23 protein-coding genes are annotated in these 19,061 nt (G+C 60.9%); 1 reads left to right on the top strand and 22 read right to left on the bottom strand.

Going from position 1 to position 19,061, the window contains the following annotated elements; all coding sequences use genetic code 11:
- Positions 1-2: 2 nt before the first annotated feature.
- The 18 genes from rpsE to rpsJ form a co-directional block, all read right to left on the bottom strand.
- Complete coding sequence (gene rpsE / locus A477_RS0117860; protein WP_011775581.1) at positions 3-674, bottom strand: 30S ribosomal protein S5; 672 nt, start codon at positions 672-674, stop codon at positions 3-5.
- 29 nt (positions 675-703) lie between these two features.
- Positions 704-1,087 carry a 50S ribosomal protein L18 gene (gene rplR, locus A477_RS0117855; protein ID WP_011775582.1) on the bottom strand — a complete coding sequence of 128 codons (384 nt, stop codon included), beginning with the start codon at positions 1,085-1,087 and terminating at the stop codon, positions 704-706.
- A gap of 3 nt (positions 1,088-1,090) precedes the next feature.
- On the bottom strand, positions 1,091-1,627 hold the full coding sequence (rplF, locus tag A477_RS0117850; RefSeq protein ID WP_011775583.1) for a 50S ribosomal protein L6: 537 nt from the start codon (positions 1,625-1,627) through the stop codon (positions 1,091-1,093).
- Positions 1,628-1,645: 18 nt separating this feature from the next.
- Entirely contained in the window at positions 1,646-2,044 is a 399-nt protein-coding gene (gene rpsH / locus A477_RS0117845; RefSeq protein WP_011775584.1) for a 30S ribosomal protein S8, read from the bottom strand.
- A 78-nt stretch (positions 2,045-2,122) separates the two neighbouring features.
- Positions 2,123-2,701 carry a 50S ribosomal protein L5 gene (gene rplE, locus A477_RS0117840; protein ID WP_011775585.1) on the bottom strand — a complete coding sequence of 193 codons (579 nt, stop codon included), beginning with the start codon at positions 2,699-2,701 and terminating at the stop codon, positions 2,123-2,125.
- Positions 2,701-3,060, bottom strand: coding sequence for a 50S ribosomal protein L24 (gene rplX / locus A477_RS0117835; RefSeq protein WP_011775586.1), 360 nt, complete (start codon positions 3,058-3,060; stop codon positions 2,701-2,703). Before rplX ends, rplE begins: the two co-directional genes overlap by 1 nt.
- A 3-nt stretch (positions 3,061-3,063) precedes the next feature.
- Entirely contained in the window at positions 3,064-3,432 is a 369-nt protein-coding gene (rplN, locus tag A477_RS0117830) for a 50S ribosomal protein L14 (RefSeq protein ID WP_003803789.1), read from the bottom strand.
- Positions 3,433-3,785: 353 nt separating this feature from the next.
- Entirely contained in the window at positions 3,786-4,082 is a 297-nt protein-coding gene (gene rpsQ / locus A477_RS0117825; protein WP_011775587.1) for a 30S ribosomal protein S17, read from the bottom strand.
- The gene (gene rpmC, locus A477_RS23895) at positions 4,079-4,399 is read right to left on the bottom strand and encodes a 50S ribosomal protein L29 (protein ID WP_014922387.1); all 321 of its coding nucleotides are present in this window, start codon (positions 4,397-4,399) and stop codon (positions 4,079-4,081) included. Before rpmC ends, rpsQ begins: the two co-directional genes overlap by 4 nt.
- Positions 4,400-4,401: 2 nt before the next feature.
- Complete coding sequence (gene rplP, locus A477_RS0117815; protein ID WP_003803795.1) at positions 4,402-4,818, bottom strand: 50S ribosomal protein L16; 417 nt, start codon at positions 4,816-4,818, stop codon at positions 4,402-4,404.
- The gene (gene rpsC, locus A477_RS0117810) at positions 4,819-5,640 is read right to left on the bottom strand and encodes a 30S ribosomal protein S3 (protein ID WP_017200270.1); all 822 of its coding nucleotides are present in this window, start codon (positions 5,638-5,640) and stop codon (positions 4,819-4,821) included.
- Positions 5,641-6,006, bottom strand: coding sequence for a 50S ribosomal protein L22 (rplV, locus tag A477_RS0117805; protein WP_011775590.1), 366 nt, complete (start codon positions 6,004-6,006; stop codon positions 5,641-5,643).
- Between the two features lie 38 nt (positions 6,007-6,044).
- Positions 6,045-6,326: a 30S ribosomal protein S19 gene (rpsS, locus tag A477_RS0117800; RefSeq protein ID WP_011775591.1), complete on the bottom strand. Its 282-nt coding sequence runs from the start codon at positions 6,324-6,326 to the stop codon at positions 6,045-6,047.
- A 12-nt stretch (positions 6,327-6,338) separates the two neighbouring features.
- Positions 6,339-7,178 carry a 50S ribosomal protein L2 gene (gene rplB / locus A477_RS0117795; protein ID WP_011775592.1) on the bottom strand — a complete coding sequence of 280 codons (840 nt, stop codon included), beginning with the start codon at positions 7,176-7,178 and terminating at the stop codon, positions 6,339-6,341.
- A gap of 29 nt (positions 7,179-7,207) precedes the next feature.
- Entirely contained in the window at positions 7,208-7,513 is a 306-nt protein-coding gene (gene rplW / locus A477_RS0117790; protein ID WP_011775593.1) for a 50S ribosomal protein L23, read from the bottom strand.
- Complete coding sequence (gene rplD, locus A477_RS0117785; protein WP_011775594.1) at positions 7,510-8,127, bottom strand: 50S ribosomal protein L4; 618 nt, start codon at positions 8,125-8,127, stop codon at positions 7,510-7,512. Before rplD ends, rplW begins: the two co-directional genes overlap by 4 nt.
- Before the next feature lie 4 nt (positions 8,128-8,131).
- On the bottom strand, positions 8,132-8,782 hold the full coding sequence (rplC, locus tag A477_RS0117780) for a 50S ribosomal protein L3 (protein WP_011775595.1): 651 nt from the start codon (positions 8,780-8,782) through the stop codon (positions 8,132-8,134).
- A 17-nt stretch (positions 8,783-8,799) separates the two neighbouring features.
- The gene (rpsJ, locus tag A477_RS0117775) at positions 8,800-9,108 is read right to left on the bottom strand and encodes a 30S ribosomal protein S10 (RefSeq protein WP_003803825.1); all 309 of its coding nucleotides are present in this window, start codon (positions 9,106-9,108) and stop codon (positions 8,800-8,802) included.
- A 382-nt stretch (positions 9,109-9,490) separates the two neighbouring features.
- Here rpsJ and A477_RS0117770 point away from each other — a divergent pair, with 382 nt between their 5' ends.
- Complete coding sequence (locus A477_RS0117770) at positions 9,491-10,924, top strand: GH1 family beta-glucosidase (protein ID WP_017200269.1); 1,434 nt, start codon at positions 9,491-9,493, stop codon at positions 10,922-10,924.
- A gap of 42 nt (positions 10,925-10,966) precedes the next feature.
- Here A477_RS0117770 and A477_RS23890 read toward each other — a convergent pair whose 3' ends face one another.
- The 4 genes from A477_RS23890 to fusA form a co-directional block, all read right to left on the bottom strand.
- The gene (locus A477_RS23890; RefSeq protein WP_272941655.1) at positions 10,967-11,092 is read right to left on the bottom strand and encodes a hypothetical protein; all 126 of its coding nucleotides are present in this window, start codon (positions 11,090-11,092) and stop codon (positions 10,967-10,969) included.
- 28 nt (positions 11,093-11,120) lie between these two features.
- The gene (locus A477_RS0117760; protein WP_020372842.1) at positions 11,121-15,317 is read right to left on the bottom strand and encodes a membrane protein; all 4,197 of its coding nucleotides are present in this window, start codon (positions 15,315-15,317) and stop codon (positions 11,121-11,123) included.
- Positions 15,318-15,470: 153 nt separating this feature from the next.
- Positions 15,471-16,661 carry an elongation factor Tu gene (tuf, locus tag A477_RS0117755; RefSeq protein ID WP_011775598.1) on the bottom strand — a complete coding sequence of 397 codons (1,191 nt, stop codon included), beginning with the start codon at positions 16,659-16,661 and terminating at the stop codon, positions 15,471-15,473.
- 231 nt (positions 16,662-16,892) lie between these two features.
- A complete protein-coding gene (fusA, locus tag A477_RS0117750) occupies positions 16,893-19,007 on the bottom strand; it encodes an elongation factor G (protein WP_011775599.1) in 2,115 nt (704 codons plus the stop codon).
- Between the last annotated feature and the right edge of the window lie 54 nt (positions 19,008-19,061).

Below are 19,061 nucleotides of genomic sequence, written 5' to 3'. Positions count from 1 at the left end.
GACTAAACACCTGCCTTCTGGTTCTGGAGCGCGCGCACCAGAGCAGCAGGAGCAACCTCGTCCAGCGGCAGGCCACGGCGGGCAGCCACGGAAGCGGGCTCTTCGAGCTGCTTCAGAGCGGCAACAGTCGCGTGAACGATGTTGATCGCGTTTGAGGAACCGAGCGACTTGGAGAGGATGTCGTGGATACCCACGCACTCCAATACCGCGCGGACCGGACCACCGGCGATAACACCGGTACCGGCGGAAGCCGGACGCAGCAGGACTACACCTGCAGCGGCCTCACCCTGCACACGGTGCGGGATGGTGCTGCCAACGCGGGGAACGCGGAAGAAGGACTTCTTGGCCTCTTCAACGCCCTTTGCGATAGCCGCGGGAACTTCCTTGGCCTTGCCGTAGCCGACGCCGACCATACCGTTGCCGTCACCGACGACGACGAGAGCGGTGAAGCTGAAGCGACGACCACCCTTGACGACCTTGGCAACGCGGTTGATGGTGACAACGCGCTCTACGAACTGGCTCTTCTCAGCCTCACGACCGCCGTCGCGGCCACCACGGCCACCACGGTCGCCGCGGCCCTGGCCACGGTCGCCGCGCTCGCCACGACGTCCGCCGCGGCGGTCATCGGTAGCGGGTGCGGTCTCAGTTGCTTCAGCAGCTACAGCTTCAGTCACCTGAATGTCCTTTTCGTTATTTTCAACGGTCACAGTGCCAGCCCACCTTCGCGAGCACCGTCAGCGACGGCGGCGATGCGGCCGTGGTACTTGTTACCGCCACGGTCGAAGACAACAGCTTCGACGCCTGCAGCCTTGGCACGCTCGGCAACGAGCTCGCCGACACGCTTGGCCTTGGCAGTCTTGTCTCCGTCAAATGCGCGGAGGTCAGCTTCCAGGGTGGAAGCGTAAGCCACGGTTACACCCTTGCTGTCATCGACAACCTGGACGAATACGTGACGTGCCGAACGGTTGACGACCAGACGAGGACGTACAGCCGTACCGGTGATGCGCTTGCGGATACGAAGCTGGCGACGGCTGCGTGCAGCAGACTTGCTCTTGTTCGAACGCTTCTTGTTAATTGCGATGGCCATGGTTTACTTACCAGCCTTTCCGACCTTGCGGCGGATGACTTCGCCGGCGTAACGGACACCCTTGCCCTTGTAGGGGTCGGGCTTGCGCAGCTTGCGAATGTTGGCAGCAACCTCGCCGACCTGCTGCTTGTTGATACCCGCAACAGAGAGCTTGGTCGGACCCTCTACTACGAAGGTGATGCCTTCGGGTGCAGAGACGTTGACCGGGTGGCTGTAGCCCAGAGCGAACTCCAGGTCAGAACCCTTGGCCTGAACGCGGTAACCAGTACCAACGATTTCAAGCTTCTTCTCGTAGCCCTCGGTAACGCCCTGGATCATGTTGGCGATCAGGGTGCGGGTCAGGCCGTGCAGCGAACGCGAGTTGCGCTCGTCGTTCGGGCGGGTGACCGTGAGAGTGTTCTCTTCCTGGGTAACCTCGATCGGGCTGGCCACAGTGTGGCTCAGCTCGCCTTTGGCACCTTTGACGCTGATGACGGAGCCATCGAGCTTGACCTCAACTCCGGCAGGAACGGTGATGGGGAGACGTCCAATACGTGACATTATTCTCTTCCTTTCCCGTTACCAGACGTACGCGAGGACTTCGCCGCCCACGCCCTTCTTACCGGCCTGCTTGTCAGTCAGGAGGCCGGAAGAGGTGGACAGGATTGCGATACCCAGGCCACCCAGCACGTGCGGCAGGTTGGTGGACTTCGCGTAAACGCGGAGGCCCGGCTTGGAGATGCGGCGGACGCCAGCGATGGAACGCTCGCGGTTCGGACCGAACTTCAGGTCGATGGTCAGCTTCTTGCCAACCTCGGCGTCTTCTTCCTTCCAGCCGGCAATGTAGCCTTCTGCCTTCAGGATGTCAGCAACGCGTGCCTTCAGTTTGCTGTACGGCATGGACACGGTGTCGTGGTATGCCGAGTTTGCATTGCGCAGACGCGTGAGCATGTCTGCGACAGGATCTGTCATAGTCATTTGGGCTATAGCCCTTCCTCGTACCGGTTTCCGCTGCGCTTGCTCCTAAGAGCCAGCGCGGACGGACCTGTCACGTAGTTAGTTTTCGGTCTTGAACGGGAAACCAAGCGCCTTGAGCAGCGCGCGGCCTTCGTCATCGGTCTTGGCGGTGGTGACGACCGTGATGTCCATACCGCGAACGCGGTCAATGGAGTCCTGGTCGATTTCGTGGAACATAACCTGCTCGGTCAGACCGAAGGTGTAGTTGCCGTTGCCATCGAACTGCTTGCCGTTGAGGCCGCGGAAGTCGCGGATACGCGGCAGAGCCAGCGAAACCAGACGGTCCACGAATTCCCACATGCGGTCTCCACGCAGAGTTGCGTGTGCACCGATGGGCATGCCTTCGCGCAGCTTGAACTGTGCGATCGACTTGCGGGCCTTGGTTACCTGCGGCTTCTGGCCGGTGATCAGGGTGAGGTCGCGGACAGCGCCGTCGATCAGCTTGGAGTCCTTGGCGGCATCTCCAACACCCATGTTCACTACAACCTTCACCAGGCGGGGAACCTGGTTGACGTTCGCGTAGCTGAATTCGTCCTGCAGGGACTTCTTGATGGTCTCTGCGTACTTCGTCTTCAGACGCGGAACGATCTTTACTGGAGTCTCGAGAGTCTCAGTCATTAGATGTCCTTCCCGGTGGCCTTGGACACGCGGATACGGACGGTCTTGGTAGCGCCATCCTTCTCAACGGTGTCGAGACGGAAACCAACACGGGTCGGCTTCTTGGTCGACGGGTCAACCAAAGCAACGTTGGAAACGTGGATCGGGGCTTCAACAACCTCGATGCCACCGGTCTTGGTGCCGCGCTGCGACTGACCGACCTTGGAGTGCTTGGTGACGCGGTTGATTCCCTCTACCAGCACGCGGTTGGTGTCCGGGAATACGCGCAGGACCTTGCCCTGCTTGCCGCGGTCGCCGCCACGTTCCTGCTTGGCGCCGGTGATGACCTGAACGAGGTCACCCTTCTTGATCTTAGCCATGGACTAAAGCACCTCCGGGGCCAGCGAAACGATCTTCATGAACTTCTTGTCGCGAAGTTCACGACCAACCGGGCCGAAGATACGGGTACCGCGGGGGTCACCGTCGTTCTTCAGGATCACAGCTGCGTTTTCGTCAAACTTGATGTAGGAACCATCCGCACGGCGGCGTTCCTTCTTGGTACGAACGATGACAGCCTTGACGACGTCACCCTTCTTTACGTTGCCGCCAGGGATAGCGTCCTTGACGGTGGCGACGATGACGTCGCCGATGCCTGCGTAGCGACGACCGGATCCACCGAGAACGCGAATGGTAAGGATTTCCTTAGCACCCGTGTTGTCGGCGACCTTGAGTCGCGACTCCTGCTGAATCAATTTTTACTCCTTGCGTCGCGCCGGTTCTCAGACCGAAATCATGCATACGGAATGAGCCTTGCGGAACGGTTGATCGGGGTGTCTCTTGACCTGCCTGGATTTTGCCAGTACAGGCCTAAACGCCCGTGCCACAAGCATCAGCTTCCCTTGCAGAAAACTCTGCGCGGGGCAGTATGCAGCGGCACGATTGTTTACGAGGTAGTGGACGACGCACAAGTGGCGCCATACAAACTCAATATCCTAGCACGTTTACGGCCTGAAACCGAAACGGCTGGAGAAGCGGAAAGGCCCGCATTCCCAAAGGAATGCGGGCCTTTCCAGTGAACCACTGCCGGGCGTGCCCGGCGTCGGATTTACTTGGCCTTTTCGAGGATCTCCACCAGGCGCCACCGCTTGGTAGCGGAGAGCGGGCGGGTCTCAGAGATGAGAACGAGGTCGCCGATGCCGGCGGTGTTCTCTTCGTCGTGAGCCTTGATCTTCGAGGTGCGGCGAATAACCTTGCCGTACAGAGCGTGCTTCACGCGGTCTTCAACCTGAACAACGATGGTCTTTTCCATCTTGTCAGAGACAACGTAGCCGCGACGCGTCTTACGGTAACCGCGCTGTTCAGCGCTGGCTGCTGCTTCCGTCACAGTTTCCTTCTCGCTCACTTGGCGTCCTCTCCAGCTTCAACTTCGGCCTTTTCAGCCTTGGCAGCCTTCTTGGACTTCTTTTCTTCCTTGGCTTCCACAACCGGTGCGGCAACCTCGGCACGAATGCCCAGCTCGCGCTCACGGAGAACGGTGTAGATGCGTGCGATGTCCTTCTTTACCGCGCGCAGGCGACCGTGGTTCTCCAGCTGTCCGGTGGCGGACTGGAAACGCAGGTTGAACAGCTCTTCCTTGGACTTGCGGAGTTCTTCAACGAGACGCTCGTTGTCGAAACCGTCCAGCTGTGCGGGTGCGAGATCCTTCGACCCTACTGCCATTTCTATTCACCACCTTCGCGACGCACAATGCGTGCCTTCAACGGGAGCTTGTGGATTGCCAGGCGCAGGGCCTCGCGAGCTACCTCTTCATTGACACCGGAGAGTTCGAAGAGAACCCGGCCCGGCTTGACGTTTGCGACCCACCATTCCGGAGAACCCTTACCGGAACCCATGCGGGTTTCAGCAGGCTTCTTCGTCAGCGGACGGTCCGGGTAGATGTTGATCCAGACCTTACCGCCACGCTTGATGTGGCGGGTCATCGCGATACGAGCGGACTCGATCTGACGGTTGGTTACGTATGCCGGGCTGAGAGCCTGGATACCGTACTCACCGAAGCTGACCTTGGTGCCGCCCGTTGCAGCGCCGGAACGACCCGGGTGGTGCTGCTTACGGTGCTTGACTCGACGTGGGATAAGCATTTAAGCCTGTCCTCCTTCTGCTGTCGGAGCAGCAGCTTCAGCGGCCGGTGCTTCAACGGCAGCGGGTGCTGCCTCAGCTGCCGGACGGTCGTTACGACGACGGCGGTCGCCACCCGGACGGCCCGGACGGTCTCCTGCACGGCCACGGGACGGAGCAGCAGCTGCCTGCTGAGCCAGTTCCTTGGCAGTTACGTCACCCTTGTAGATCCAAACCTTCACGCCAATACGGCCGAAGGTGGTCTTGGCTTCGTAGAAGCCGTAGTCGATGTTCGCACGGAGGGTGTGCAGGGGCACACGGCCTTCGCGGTAGAACTCCGAGCGGGACATTTCTGCGCCACCCAGACGACCCGAGCAAGCAACACGGATACCCTTGGCACCCGCACGCTGTGCGGACTGCATGGCCTTCTTCATCGCACGGCGGAAAGCCACGCGGGAAGTCAGCTGCTCAGCGATGCCCTGGGCAACAAGCTGTGCTTCCATCTCGGGGTTCTTGACCTCGAGGATGTTCAGCTGAACCTGCTTGCCAGTGAGCTTTTCGAGCTCGCCGCGAATGCGGTCTGCTTCAGCGCCGCGGCGGCCGATAACGATACCCGGGCGTGCCGTGTGGATATCCACGCGGACACGGTCACGGGTGCGCTCGATCTCGACCTTGGCGATGCCGGCGCGCTCCATGCCGGTGGACATGAGCTGACGGATCTTGATGTCCTCGCGGACGAAGTCCTTGTAGCGCTGTCCGGGCTTGGTGCTGTCAGCGAACCAGTGCGAAACATGGTCGGTGGTGATGCCGAGTCGGAACCCGTGCGGGTTTACTTTCTGTCCCACTTAGCGAGCCTCCTCTTTCTCCGGGGTTGCGACAACCAGCGTGATGTGGCTGGTCCGCTTCCTAATGCGGTAGGCGCGGCCCTGGGCACGCGGCTGGAACCGCTTCATGGTCGGGCCTTCATCAACAAATGCTTCGGTGATGAAGAGGTCGCTGTCGTCGAATGCAACGCCGTCACGGTCCGCGAGGACACGTGCGTTGGCCATTGCCGACTGAAGTACCTTGAATACCGGCTCCGAAGCTGCCTGGGGGGCAAACTTCAGAATTGCCAGAGCCTCATTCGCTTGCTTACCACGAACAAGGTTGACGACGCGCCGGGCCTTCATAGGCGTTACGCGGATGTGACGCGCAATAGCCTTGGCTTCCATTGCTTTCCTTCTCTCGTCTAAGACGTAAAGTCAGGCGCCTAGCGGCGCTTGCCCTTACGGTCGTCCTTAACATGGCCGCGGAATGTCCGCGTGGGAGCGAATTCGCCGAGCTTGTGCCCGACCATCGACTCAGTGACAAACACCGGGATGTGCTTGCGTCCGTCGTGTACGGCGATCGTGTGCCCGAGCATGTCGGGGATGATCATCGAACGGCGGGACCAGGTCTTGATGACGTTCTTGGTGCCCTTATCGTTTTCCCGTGCGACCTTCACAAAGAGGTGCTGGTCAACGAAAGGACCTTTTTTCAGGCTGCGTGGCATGTGTCCAGGCTCCTATCGCTTGTTCTTGCCAGTACGGCGGCGACGAACAATAAGCTTGTCGCTCTCTTTGTTCGGACGGCGGGTACGGCCCTCGGGCTTGCCGTTCGGGTTAACCGGGTGACGTCCACCGGAAGTCTTACCTTCACCACCACCGTGCGGGTGGTCAACCGGGTTCATGGCTACACCACGGACAGTCGGGCGAACGCCCTTCCAGCGCATACGGCCGGCCTTGCCCCAGTTGATGTTCGACTGCTCGGCGTTGCCGACCTCGCCGACGGTTGCGCGGCAGCGCACGTCAACGTTGCGGATTTCGCCGGAGGGCAGACGCAGCTGGGCGAAGCGGCCTTCCTTGGCAACGAGCTGTACCGAAGCACCTGCGGAACGTGCCATCTTGGCGCCGCCACCCGGACGCAGTTCAACTGCGTGGATTACGGTACCAACCGGGATGTTGCGCAGCGGCAGGTTGTTGCCCGGCTTGATGTCAGCGTCAGGACCAGCCTCGACGAAGTCACCCTGGGACAGCTTGTTGGGAGCGATGATGTAACGCTTGGTGCCATCAACGTAGTGCAGGAGTGCGATGCGAGCCGTACGGTTCGGGTCGTACTCGATTTCGGCAACGCGGGCGTTGATGCCGTCCTTGTCGTGACGACGGAAGTCGATCAGACGGTACTGGCGCTTGTGCCCACCACCCTTGTGACGGGTGGTGATCTTACCGGAGTTGTTACGGCCGCCTGTTTTGTGCAGCGGACGCAGCAACGACTTTTCCGGAGTCGATCGCGTGATTTCAGCGAAGTCGGCTACGCTCGAGCCACGACGGCCCGGGGTAGTCGGCTTGTATTTACGGATTCCCATAATTTATTTCCTCGTTAAAGTGGTCTCCGCTACGCGAGCGGACCGCCGAAGATGTCGATTGTGCCTTCTTTGAGGGTGACAATTGCACGCTTGGTGCTCTTGCGCTGTCCCCAGCCGAATTTGGTGCGCTTGCGCTTACCGGCACGGTTGATGGTGTTGATCGAGTCAACCTTGACCGAGAAGATCTTCTCAACGGCCAATTTGATCTCGGTCTTGTTCGAGCGAGGGTCCACCAGGAAGGTGTACTTGCCTTCGTCGATCAGACCGTAGCTCTTTTCCGAAACGACGGGTGCAAGCACGACGTCGCGCGGGTCCTTGATGGTGGTTACGCTCACTTGGAGGCCTCCTCGTTCTTGGCCTTGTCAGCGACGAACGCCTCGAAAGCAGCCTTGGTGAAGACCACGTCGTCGGAGATGAGTACGTCGTAGGTGTTCAACTGGTCTGCGTACAGAACGTGAATACCTGCGAGGTTGCGCACGGAGAGTGCAGCAACATCGTTGGCGCGCTCGATTACGACGAGCAGGTTCTTGCGCTCGGAGACTGCACGCAGCGAAGCCAGTGCTTCCTTGGCGGACGGCTTGGTGCCGGCTACCAGTTCAGCGATGACGTGGATGCGGCCGTTGCGGGCGCGGTCAGACAGGGCGCCGCGGAGTGCAGCAGCCTTCATCTTCTTGGGGGTGCGCTGGCTGTAGTCACGAGGGGTCGGACCGTGGACAACGCCACCGCCGGTCATGTGAGGAGCACGGATTGAACCCTGACGGGCGCGGCCGGTGCCCTTCTGCTTGAACGGCTTGCGACCTGCACCGGAAACCTCGGCGCGGGTCTTCGTCTTGTGGGTACCCTGGCGTGCAGCAGCGAGCTGTGCGACGACGACCTGGTGCAGCAGGGGCACGTTGGTCTGGACGTCGAAGATCTCTGCAGGCAGGTCTACCTTGACAGTGCTAGTCATTTAACTAGGCTCCCTTCACGGCGGTGCGTACGAGTACGACCTGGCCGCGGGCACCGGGGACGGCACCCTTGATAAGGAGCAGCGACTTCTCAGCGTCAATGGCGTGAACCGTGAGGTTCAGCGTGGTGTGACGCTCGGCGCCCATGCGGCCGGCCATTTTCAGGCCCTTGAAGACGCGGCTCGGGGTGGATGCGCCACCGATGGAGCCAGGCTTACGGTGGTTCTTGTGGGCACCGTGGGAAGCGCCAACGCCGTGGAAGCCGTGACGCTTCATAACACCGGCAAAGCCCTTACCCTTGGAGGTGCCGACGACGTCGATCTTCTGGCCGGCTTCGAAGATCTCAACAGAGAGCTCCTGGCCCAGCTCGTAGGATGCGGCGTCTGCGGTACGCAGTTCGACGACGTGGCGGCGAGGAGTTACGCCAGCCTTTTCAAAGTGACCAGCCAGCGGCTTGGTGACCTTGCGGGGGTCGATCTGGCCGTAGCCGATCTGGACGGCGACGTAGCCATCTACCTCAGCGTTGCGCAGCTGGGTGATGACGTTCGAGTCAGCCTGGACAACAGTTACCGGGATGAGCTTGTTGTTCTCGTCCCAGACCTGGGTCATGCCGAGCTTCGTGCCCAGCAGGCCCTTTACGTTACGGGTTGCGGTCATAGTCTCTCAGCACCTCCCTAGAGCTTGATTTCGATGTTCACGTCGGCGGGCAGGTCGAGACGCATAAGCGAGTCAACAGCCTTCGGCGTGGGGTCGATGATGTCGATCAGACGCTTGTGAGTACGCATTTCGAAGTGCTCACGGCTGTCCTTGTACTTGTGAGGAGAGCGAATAACGCAGTAAACGTTCTTCTCCGTCGGCAGCGGCACCGGGCCGACTACCGTTGCGCCTGCGCGCGTGACCGTCTCAACGATCTTCCGCGCTGAAACATCAATGACCTCGTGGTCATATGACTTCAGCCGGATGCGGATTTTTTGTCCCGCCATGTCGCCTGACTCTCTTTCAGCTAGTGCTGCTCTAGTTAGGGCTGCTCTGTTTACTTACCTGTTGATGTGGCCGCCGAAGCGTTTGAGGATCTACCACCACACGCCGCACAAGCTGAATCCGGAGTAATCCGGGTTCCTCACCTTGTCGGCGCACCGACCCCCGCGGTCGGGCGTGTCGCGATTTCCACGCAAACTCGACCGCAATCATGGGGTTCAGGGTTATGTTTGGGCTTCAGCCTGGACCCTGACACCCGGCATTATCCGGATCGGGACACGAAGAAGCGCTTGAACAACTCATCCAGTATGGCGGAAATATGGTGTAAAGGCCAATCGGCCCATAGGAGCCATTGCCCGGCCCCCATCCGGTGAGGATGATGGGGTCATGAATGCCCAGGATTCAGGTTCCGTGGAAGATCTCGCCGCCCGCCTCCGCCCTGGGTTCACGCTGGGGGTCGCGGCTGCCGCGTTCCAAATAGAGGGTTCGCTGACCGCTGATGGGAGGGGACCGTCCGGCTGGGATGCGTTCTCTGAAAAGCCCGGGGCAATTGTCGACGGCGGCTCCCCCACCGTGGCGTGCGACCACTATAACCGTTCGGACGAGGACATCGCCTTGATGCAGGAGCTCGGAGTCGACTCCTACCGCTTCTCACTCTCCTGGCCGCGCATCCAACCTGGCGGCAAGGGCGCCGTCAACCAGCGGGGGCTGGACTTCTATGATCGCCTGATCGACAAACTCCTTGCCGCTGGCATCTCCCCCATGGCCACGTTGTACCACTGGGACACCCCGCTGGAGTTGGAGCATGCCGGAGGGTGGATGAACAGGGACACTGCCGAACGCTTCGCCGTCTACTGCCAAGCAGCAGCCGAGCGCTTCGGGGATCGCGTTGAGCACTGGGTCACCATGAACGAGCCCGTGTCAGTTACGGTTCAGGGATACTCGCTGGGAGTGCACGCACCAGGCCGTCAACTGCTTTTCGACTCCCTGCCTGCCGCGCATCATCAACTGCTGGGCCACGGACTGGCGGTCCAGGTCCTTCGAAACGCCGGTGTCAAAGGACAGATTGGCGTGTCCAACATGCACTGCCCTGTTGAGCCTGCAAGCAACAGTCTCGGTGACCGACTGATGGCGCAGGCGCTGGATCTGATCCTCAACCGCATCTATGCCGATGCGATACTGCTTGGCCAATACCCCAAGCCACCCCTGCCTATGAAACCGTGGTTCCGCTCGCTGGGCACAGTTCACGACGGCGACCTTGAACTAATCAGCCAACCCCTGGACTTCTATGGGCTCAACTACTACTACCCGGTGAAGGCTGCGGCGGGCCCCGGCCCGGCGGAGATACCCACCGGAAGGTCGCCGGAGATGACCAAGGTTCCCTTCCACTTGGCCGCCTACCAGGAGTATGAGACCACCGGCTTCGGCTGGCCGGTTGCACCGGAGTACCTGGCGTTGCTGCTTCGCGAAATGAAGGACCGGTACGGTGATGCACTTCCTCCCATTTACATCACCGAAGGTGGAGCCAGCTATCCCGAACCTCCCCACGTTGAGGGACCCGTCCAGGACACCAACCGCATCACCTATTTGGCTGAGCACCTGGGCCATGCGCTGACCGCAACCGGCCCCGGGGGCATCGCCGAGGATGTGGATCTGCGCGGCTACTACGTCTGGACCTTGCTGGACAATTTTGAGTGGGCCGCAGGCTACTCGCAGCGATTCGGCCTGATCCATGTGGACTTCGAAACCTTGGAAAGGACGCCCAAGGATTCGTTCTACTGGTACAGGTCGCTGGGCCGCGCACGTCACCGGCACATATAGCCCGCCTGAGTTAACTTGACCCTTGCAGTTCGGAGCGTCGCCCTATTTGTTCTTGTTGGCGCGCCGAATCCGCTTTGCGCGTTCGATCTCGCTCTTGAAGTTCTTTCGACCCCACAACACGCCGCCGCCGATAGCCGCAATGACTGCCAGGAAAATCAGGAATTCCATGGTGCGCTCCTCTCCGTAGACTGCAACATTATCGGATTCCGTCATGGCTCCGCGCAGGAGGGGCATCACTCGGACTCCCGCCCTCTCGCGGTCCGCCTGTGTTGCTTGGCGGCTTCCGGTTCAAGCGCCACACCGCCAGCACAATCAGGCCCAATGCGACGAGGGCGAGCAACGCAAAGGCATAGGAGCGCAACGACCACATGATGCTCAACGCAACGGCGACGGCGCCCCACCAGACCAGTACCCGCTCCGCCAGCAGAAGGCCGGCGGCCAGTAGCAGGACATGTGCCACGAGTACGTACAGTTGCTGCGATGAGGTCCCACCGACGATGGTTCCCAGGGATGTCAGGGACAGAGCGCCGGCCGCAATGCAGAGCCTCATCAAGCCATCTGCCCGCTGCCCCTTCATATAGCGCAGCCCTGCTATAACGGCACCAGCTATCACGTACCACTGCGCGGCCCAGAACCAATCAGGCGTGGATGCGTCCACAAAGAGCACCGCCCGTTGGAGGGCTGCAACAGAGACCAGCCCTGCAGCCTCAGCGGCCACCCATTTACCGCGTGGAACCTCAGCCACCACCAGCACCCCGGTTGCGACCACCAGGATAAACCCGACCATGGATGTTTCGTCACGCCCCAGTCCCACCACCGCCGACGACGCAATCGCCAAGGCCGCCGCGGCAGACAGGGAGTTCCGCCGCCAGTCTTCGTCCCTCATGGCGGGTCCGCCAAAGGTCTTCAGCGAATAAAGGAGCACAGCGGTACCGACTCCGCCAATGAGCCAAACAGCGTAATCGCTCCAGATGCCCGCAGGCAGTCCTTGGAGCAACCCGTCGACAGCAGGAATCGCCCCTACCAGCACCGCCGGAGCGGCTGCCGCGTAAAGAGCCGGCACCCGTTCAAAGTGTGAGGCTGCGAACAGAACACAAGCCAGGACCACCACAGACAGTCCGGTCAGGGAGTAGGAAACACCCAACGTCAGGAAACCACCCGCAACAGTGAACGCAATGGCAGAGATGAGCCAGAACCACCTCTCCGCAACACCCCTGACCGCACCGGCGGCCGTCCTTTCCGGCCGGAACACGGCCCTGACTGCAATCATCGCCATAGCCAGCGTCAGCAAGGCAACGGGTACTTGGGACTTGTCCAGCAGTGGCTGGTGCAACCACGTAGGTACAGGGAACGTGAGCGCGGGCCCTGCTGCAATAACTCCCGCCCCTATCGCCGCGACACCGAAGTATTGGGATCCACGTGCACCGAGGACGCGCCAGGCGACCGCAGCGCAAGCCGGGACCAGGGCCAACTGAATCAGCACCACCCAGCGGCCACCGCCGTCGTAATCTCCTGCGAGCAAGTAGGCGAACGGCAGCAAGAGTTGGGCACCTAAGGTGGCCTGAACGGTTGCCTCTTGGAAAGCGACATCGACGCCGCGCCTACGCAGGAGCAAAGTGAGCACATGCTGCAACACGAGCACCACGGCCAGGCTGATGGACACCGCTGCCGGTGAGTCGGTGACATCGGCGACCGTCACAGCGATGAAGGCGCCCCCCAGTGCCCGGACGGCCAGCAGGTATCCACCCCGGACCAATCGGTCGCGTACCACGCCCATCATGAAACCGCTGTAGGCGGCAAAGATGCCAAGCAAAATTTCGACGTCCCGGATATTCCCCAGCCGAAGAGCCAGGAGCAGCACAAATGCCGCGGGAGCGAAGACCCAAGCTGCGGAGTGGCTTCGGAGAATCGCACTGACCACGACGGCAGCAAGGGCAGTTGTTATCGCGGCAACACCCGGCTGCCAGCTGTCACGTGCGCTCCACGCTCCCAACGCCGTGGTGACACTAAGGAAGGTGGTGGCCGCGGCCATTACGACAACCACAGAGCCGGCATCGATGACGGACGCACGAGCGTAGCGGCGCCGGTTCCCGGCGTGCAGGGGAAGGAACAACTGGAGTGCAGCGGCGATGACGACCACAAGCCCTACAGCCGGAGTTTCACCGACGAGGCGAATGCTCCAGTCGTCGCGAGTTGCATCGCCGTAGGCCGACGCCACCAACGCCGTGCCCGTTGCCCGGGCCAGCCACCAATAGCACTGCCTGTGGAAAGAGGAAGGGATTCGGAGGGCCGTGACCACAAAGTAGGCAAACAAGGCCAGAAGCACAGCATTCCCCAGCGTCCAGGACACGAAGGCTGCTGCCATGCCACCAGCGATGACCGAAGTGACCGGAGCGATGACCTCAGCCACCGTAGGGCGCCACGCAACCTGGACACCCGGCACCCGATGGGTTCCCGGAAACATCAGGAGGCCCGAGACCAAGGCCGCCGACAAGACGAGCAGAACACCCGCAGCTACGGCCGGGCGCCCGGCACTGCCATCGAATACCGGGAGGACAAGGAGCCCTGCCACGGCGACACAGCCGAAGCCGGCCACAGAAGCTTGGGGGGCCAACAGGCGCACTCCCCCACGTTCCAGCCCGGCGCTCACAAGTTGCTGTACGGCGGCCCCGGCAACGAGTGCCAGCCAGGAGTATGCAGTCCTGTCCGGATTTCCGGTCATCATGCCTGCCACACCGGCGGGCACTGCCAGGGTGAGCGCGGCCCGACCCGCAAGGATCAAATACTGGCGGTAAGCAACGGGCCTCATAGTCGCCCGCACGAACCAGTAAAGTGCGGCTGAAGCCAGGAGTGCCGCAACGGTCCATGCACCCAGCAGTCCACCCAGCGCACCGCCCACCCCGAGCACTACGGCCGGGGCAAATTCCATGCCTTGGCCCAGTTTCCAGCCAACCAACATGGCGGTCAGCATCGTCAGGGACAGGGGAACATAGTTGGGAAGCTCGAACGACCCGAACTCCAGCACAACAGTGAGTATGGCCGAGGCGATCAGTTGCAAGGCCACACAAGAGACGGCGTCATGCCACCAGAAGCGCGGCAACAACTTCCTGCCGCCGAAGGCAACTGCCAAGGATTGAACACTGAGGCAGATTATTGCTGCCAACATCACGGAGCTCACGTCAGCGGTGATATCCCAAACCACCCCAAGGACAGCCAGTGTCAGCGCAGCCCTGGCAGCGTAAAGATGCAGCATCCTGAACCGGGCCCGCGGCACGAAGAACATGACAGCAAAGTAGATACCGCACATAAACATCACCCAGGCGTACTCCCCCTTCGCCAAAAGCTGCGGAGTGAAGGTCACAGCAACGGCCACGAGGGGAACCAAGGAGGGGTGCAACACCATCAGCGGACGGACATACAACGGAGGAAGCCACGTGGGACGCAGCAGGGAGACAACAGTCAGGAGAACGGCCACGCCGATGAGTGCCGTGAAGTACCAGACCAAGGCGCCCCCAAGAACGGAGACACCGGACCACGCCGTTGAGACGACGAAGCTAAGGGAAAGGAAGGCCAGGACCTTGTTGTCCAACTTCACTGCTGTGTATGCATGAACAGCCGTGCCCAGCAACGACGTGACCAGCCAAGCGGCAGGACCGTTGTGGAGAACGAAGTTGTACATGGCCAAACCGGTGACGGGAATGAGCGCAAGGCCCGTTCCCACGAAGGCGATCGCAGCTGGTCGCAGGCGGGGAACGCGGGAATGTATCACCATGCCCGACACGTAGAACAAAGCAGTGATGAACCAAATACCCACGAAGCGGAAGAGCGCAGGGAGGCTAGTGCCCACGAACAACGCCCCCGCAGCTACCAGCAGGAGGCTGGCCACGTAGAGAGTGATGTTGATGTTTTGCTGGTCACGCTTCGCCTTGCGGGCAGCGGCGGCTTCGGGAGTTTCCCGCGCAATCGGAGGCCGCTGAGCAAGCAAAGGTGCCTGCGGTTGAGGGACAGGCTGACTGACGGTCTGTGGGGTAGGCGGTTGGAAATACCGCGCCTGGTTCGGCAAGGGGTGCCGCACAGCTGGTGCTGGCATGGAGGGCTGGACCGGCAAGCCTGTGGGCGACTGACCGTACGGCGGAGCCACAGGCGGGCTCACAGGGGGAGCAACTACCGTCACGCTCGAAGGTCTTTCCGCAGGTCTTTCCGCAGCCTGCCCCTTGGCCTCCGCATCCCGCCAACCAGCCAAGTGGCCGGCGAGGTAGCCCGCTTGATATGCGGCTTGGTCCGGCATGGAAGAAGCATCGGACGAAGTCCCTCGGCGGCCCTTGGCCAACCCGACCGCAAAGCCAACACCGCCAACACCGACGATGAGCAGCAGTATGAGGAATGCAGTCATGGAAGCTCCTAGGTTGCGCCGGACGCAGCAGCTGCACTGCCTTTATCCATTCGATAGAGTAACTATAGCAAAAAGAACCCCACCGCCGTAGCGGTGGGGTTCTTTTAGCTAACTACCGGCTGGGCCGGAGCGTCACCGATCTACAAGTAGAGACTACTTGATGATGCTGGTGACACGTCCCGAACCAACGGTGCGGCCGCCTTCGCGGATAGCGAAGCCGAGGCCCTCTTCCATAGCGATCGGCTGGATGAGCGCAACGGTCATCTCAGTGTTGTCGCCAGGCATAACCATTTCCGTGCCTTCCGGCAGGGTGATAACGCCGGTTACGTCCGTGGTACGGAAGTAGAACTGCGGGCGGTAGTTGGAGTAGAACGGGTTGTGACGTCCGCCTTCGTCCTTGGAAAGGATGTAGACGTTAGCCTCGAAGTCGGTGTGCGGGGTGATGGAACCCGGCTTGACGACAACCTGGCCACGCTCGACGTCGTCGCGCTTCAGACCGCGGAGCAGCAGGCCACAGTTCTCGCCGGCCCATGCTTCGTCGAGCTGCTTGTGGAACATCTCGATACCGGTAACCGTGGTCTTCTGGATCGGGCGGATGCCGACGATCTCAACCTCGGAGTTGATGGCGAGGGTTCCACGCTCGGCGCGGCCCGTAACAACGGTGCCACGACCGGTGATCGTGAAGACGTCTTCGATCGGCATCAGGAACGGCTTGTCGCGGTCACGTACGGGGTCCGGAACGGACTCGTCGACAGCTGCCATCAGGTCCTGGACGGACTTGACCCAAACCGGGTCGCCTTCCAGAGCCTTGAGACCGGAAACGCGAACAACCGGAGCCTCATCGCCATCGAAGCCCTGCGAGCTCAGGAGCTCACGAACTTCCATTTCGACGAGGTCGAGGAGTTCTTCGTCATCAACCATGTCGGACTTGTTCAGTGCGACCAGCAGGTAGGGAACACCAACCTGGCGGGCGAGCAGAACGTGCTCACGGGTCTGAGCCATCGGACCATCGGTTGCGGCAACCACGAGGATTGCGCCGTCCATCTGGGCAGCACCGGTGATCATGTTCTTGATGTAGTCAGCGTGACCCGGGGCGTCTACGTGTGCGTAGTGGCGCTTCTCGGTCTGGTACTCCACGTGGGAGATGTTGATGGTAATACCGCGCTGGCGCTCTTCCGGAGCAGAGTCGATCGACGCGAAGTCGCGCTGCTCGTTGAGATCCGGGTACTGGTCGTACAGCACCTTGGAAATGGCGGCAGTCAGCGTCGTCTTACCGTGGTCAACGTGACCAATGGTGCCGATGTTGACGTGCGGCTTAGTCCGCTCGAACTTTGCCTTTGCCACAGGTTCCTCCTAGAACGATTTCAAGTGAAGTGCTCCTCGGCCGCGCTTTTCGCGGCAGAAACTTTAGCAAGTCTACTTGGGGGCTTGGTTTTGGTGAAATTGCAGATTCAGGAACCAATGGTAGTTCCTCGAGCCTGTTTGCGCAGGGGCCGGGCCGCGGCTGTCGCCGCAGCCCCGCCTCAAGCGCTCAGATGCCTTCCCGATACCGGAATTGCATCCGTTACCGGGAGATTACTCGCCGCGGGTTTTCTGGATGATCTCGTCGGCTACTGCCTTGGGGACCTCCGCGTAGCTGTTGAACGTCATGGAGTACACAGCACGACCCTGGGTCTTGGACCGCAGGTCACCGATGTAACCGAACATGCCGGACAGCGGAACGTGTGCACGGATAACCTTCACACCTGCTGCGTCTTCCATGGACTGCATCTGGCCACGACGGGCGTTCAGGTCACCAATAACATCACCCATGTATTCCTCGGGTGTGCGGACCTCAACATCCATCAGCGGTTCAAGCAGAACAGGGTTCGCCTTGCGTGCGGCTTCCTTGAAAGCCATACGGCCGGCGATCTTGAACGCCATTTCCGAGGAGTCAACGTCGTGGGACGCGCCATCAATCAGCGTGGCCTTGATGCCGACAACCGGGTACCCGGCCAGGACGCCATCGTTCAGTGCATCCTGGATACCAGCGTCAACGGACGGGATGTACTCGCGCGGAACGCGGCCACCAGTGACCTTGTTCTCGAACGCGTACAGCTCGCCGGAGGCGGTGTCCATGGGCTCGATCGCAATCTGGATCTTTGCGAACTGACCCGAACCACCGGTCTGCTTCTTGTGCGTGTAGTCAAGGCGCTCAACGGCGCGCTTGATGGTTTCGCGGTAAGCAACCTGCGGCTTGCCAACGTTTGCCTCGACCTTGAATTCGCGGCGCATGCGGTCCACCAGGATGTCCAGGTGAAGCTCGCCCATGCCGGCGATGATGGTCTGGCCCGTGTCTTCGTTGAGGGAGACCTGGAAGGTCGGGTCCTCAGCGGAGAGCTTCTGGATGGCCGTGGAGAGCTTCTCCTGGTCACCCTTGGTGTTGGGCTCGATGGCAACCGAGATCACGGGCTCCGGGAAGCTCATGGACTCGAGGACGATCTGGTTGTTGGCGTCACACAGGGTGTCACCCGTGGTGGTGTCCTTCAGACCGATGGCTGCGTAGATGTGGCCGGCGGTAGCGCCCTCGACGGGCATTTCCTTGTTGGCGTGCATCTGGAACAGCTTGCCGATGCGTTCCTTCTTGCCCTTGGTGGAGTTAACCACCTGGGCGCCTGCCTCGACGTGACCGGAGTACACGCGGACGAAGGTCAGCTGACCGAAGAACGGGTGCGCAGCAATCTTGAAGGCGAGGGCCGAGAACGGCTCGTCTGCAGACGGCTTGCGGGTGAGTTCCTTCTCTTCGTCGCGGGGATCGTGACCGATCATCGGCGGGACGTCGAGCGGGTTCGGCAGGAAGTCAACAACGGCGTCAAGCATCGGCTGGACACCGCGGTTCTTGAAGGCAGAACCACAGAACACCGGGTAGAGCTCAGAGTTGATGGTCATCTTGCGGATGCCGGCTTTGATCTCTTCGAGGGTGAGTTCTTCACCTTCGAGGTACTTCTCCATGAGCTCTTCGGAAGCCTCGGCCACAGTCTCAACGAGCTGTGCACGGTACTCTTCGGCCTTGGCCTGGAGGTCCGCCGGGATTTCCTGAACTTCGTAGGAAGCGCCCATGGTGACGTCACCCTTTGCGTCGCCAGGCCAAACCAAGGCGCGCATTTCGAGGAGGTCAACAACACCGATGAAGTCGTTCTCAGCACCGATGGGCAGCTGCATGACCAGCGGCTTGGCACCAAGGCGGGAGATGATGGTGTCTACGGTGAAGTAGAAGTCAGCGCCCAGCTTGTCCATCTTGTTGACGAAGCAGATGCGCGGAACGTTGTACTTGTCAGCCTGGCGCCAAACAGTCTCGGACTGCGGCTCCACGCCTTCCTTGCCGTCGAACACTGCTACTGCACCGTCGAGGACGCGCAAGGAGCGCTCAACCTCAACCGTGAAGTCAACGTGGCCGGGGGTGTCGATGATGTTGATCTGGTTCTTGTCCCAGAAGCAAGTCACGGCGGCAGACGTGATGGTGATGCCGCGTTCCTTTTCCTGTTCCATCCAGTCAGTCGTCGAAGCGCCGTCGTGCGTCTCGCCGATCTTGTGGTTCACACCCGTGTAGAACAGGATGCGCTCGGTAGTGGTGGTCTTGCCGGCATCGATGTGGGCCATGATGCCGATGTTGCGGACCTTATTAAGGTCGGTAAGCACGTCCTGTGCCACGGGGTCTCCCTTTCGGATGGACTACACGTTCGCCGCCGGCTCAGTGAGCCGGCG

This window comes from Arthrobacter sp. M2012083 (assembly GCF_000281065.1).
Taxonomy (GTDB): Bacteria; Actinomycetota; Actinomycetes; order Actinomycetales; family Micrococcaceae; genus Arthrobacter.
The sequence above is the reverse complement of the archived record's forward strand: the minus strand, read 5'-3'. Positions and strand labels throughout refer to the sequence as shown.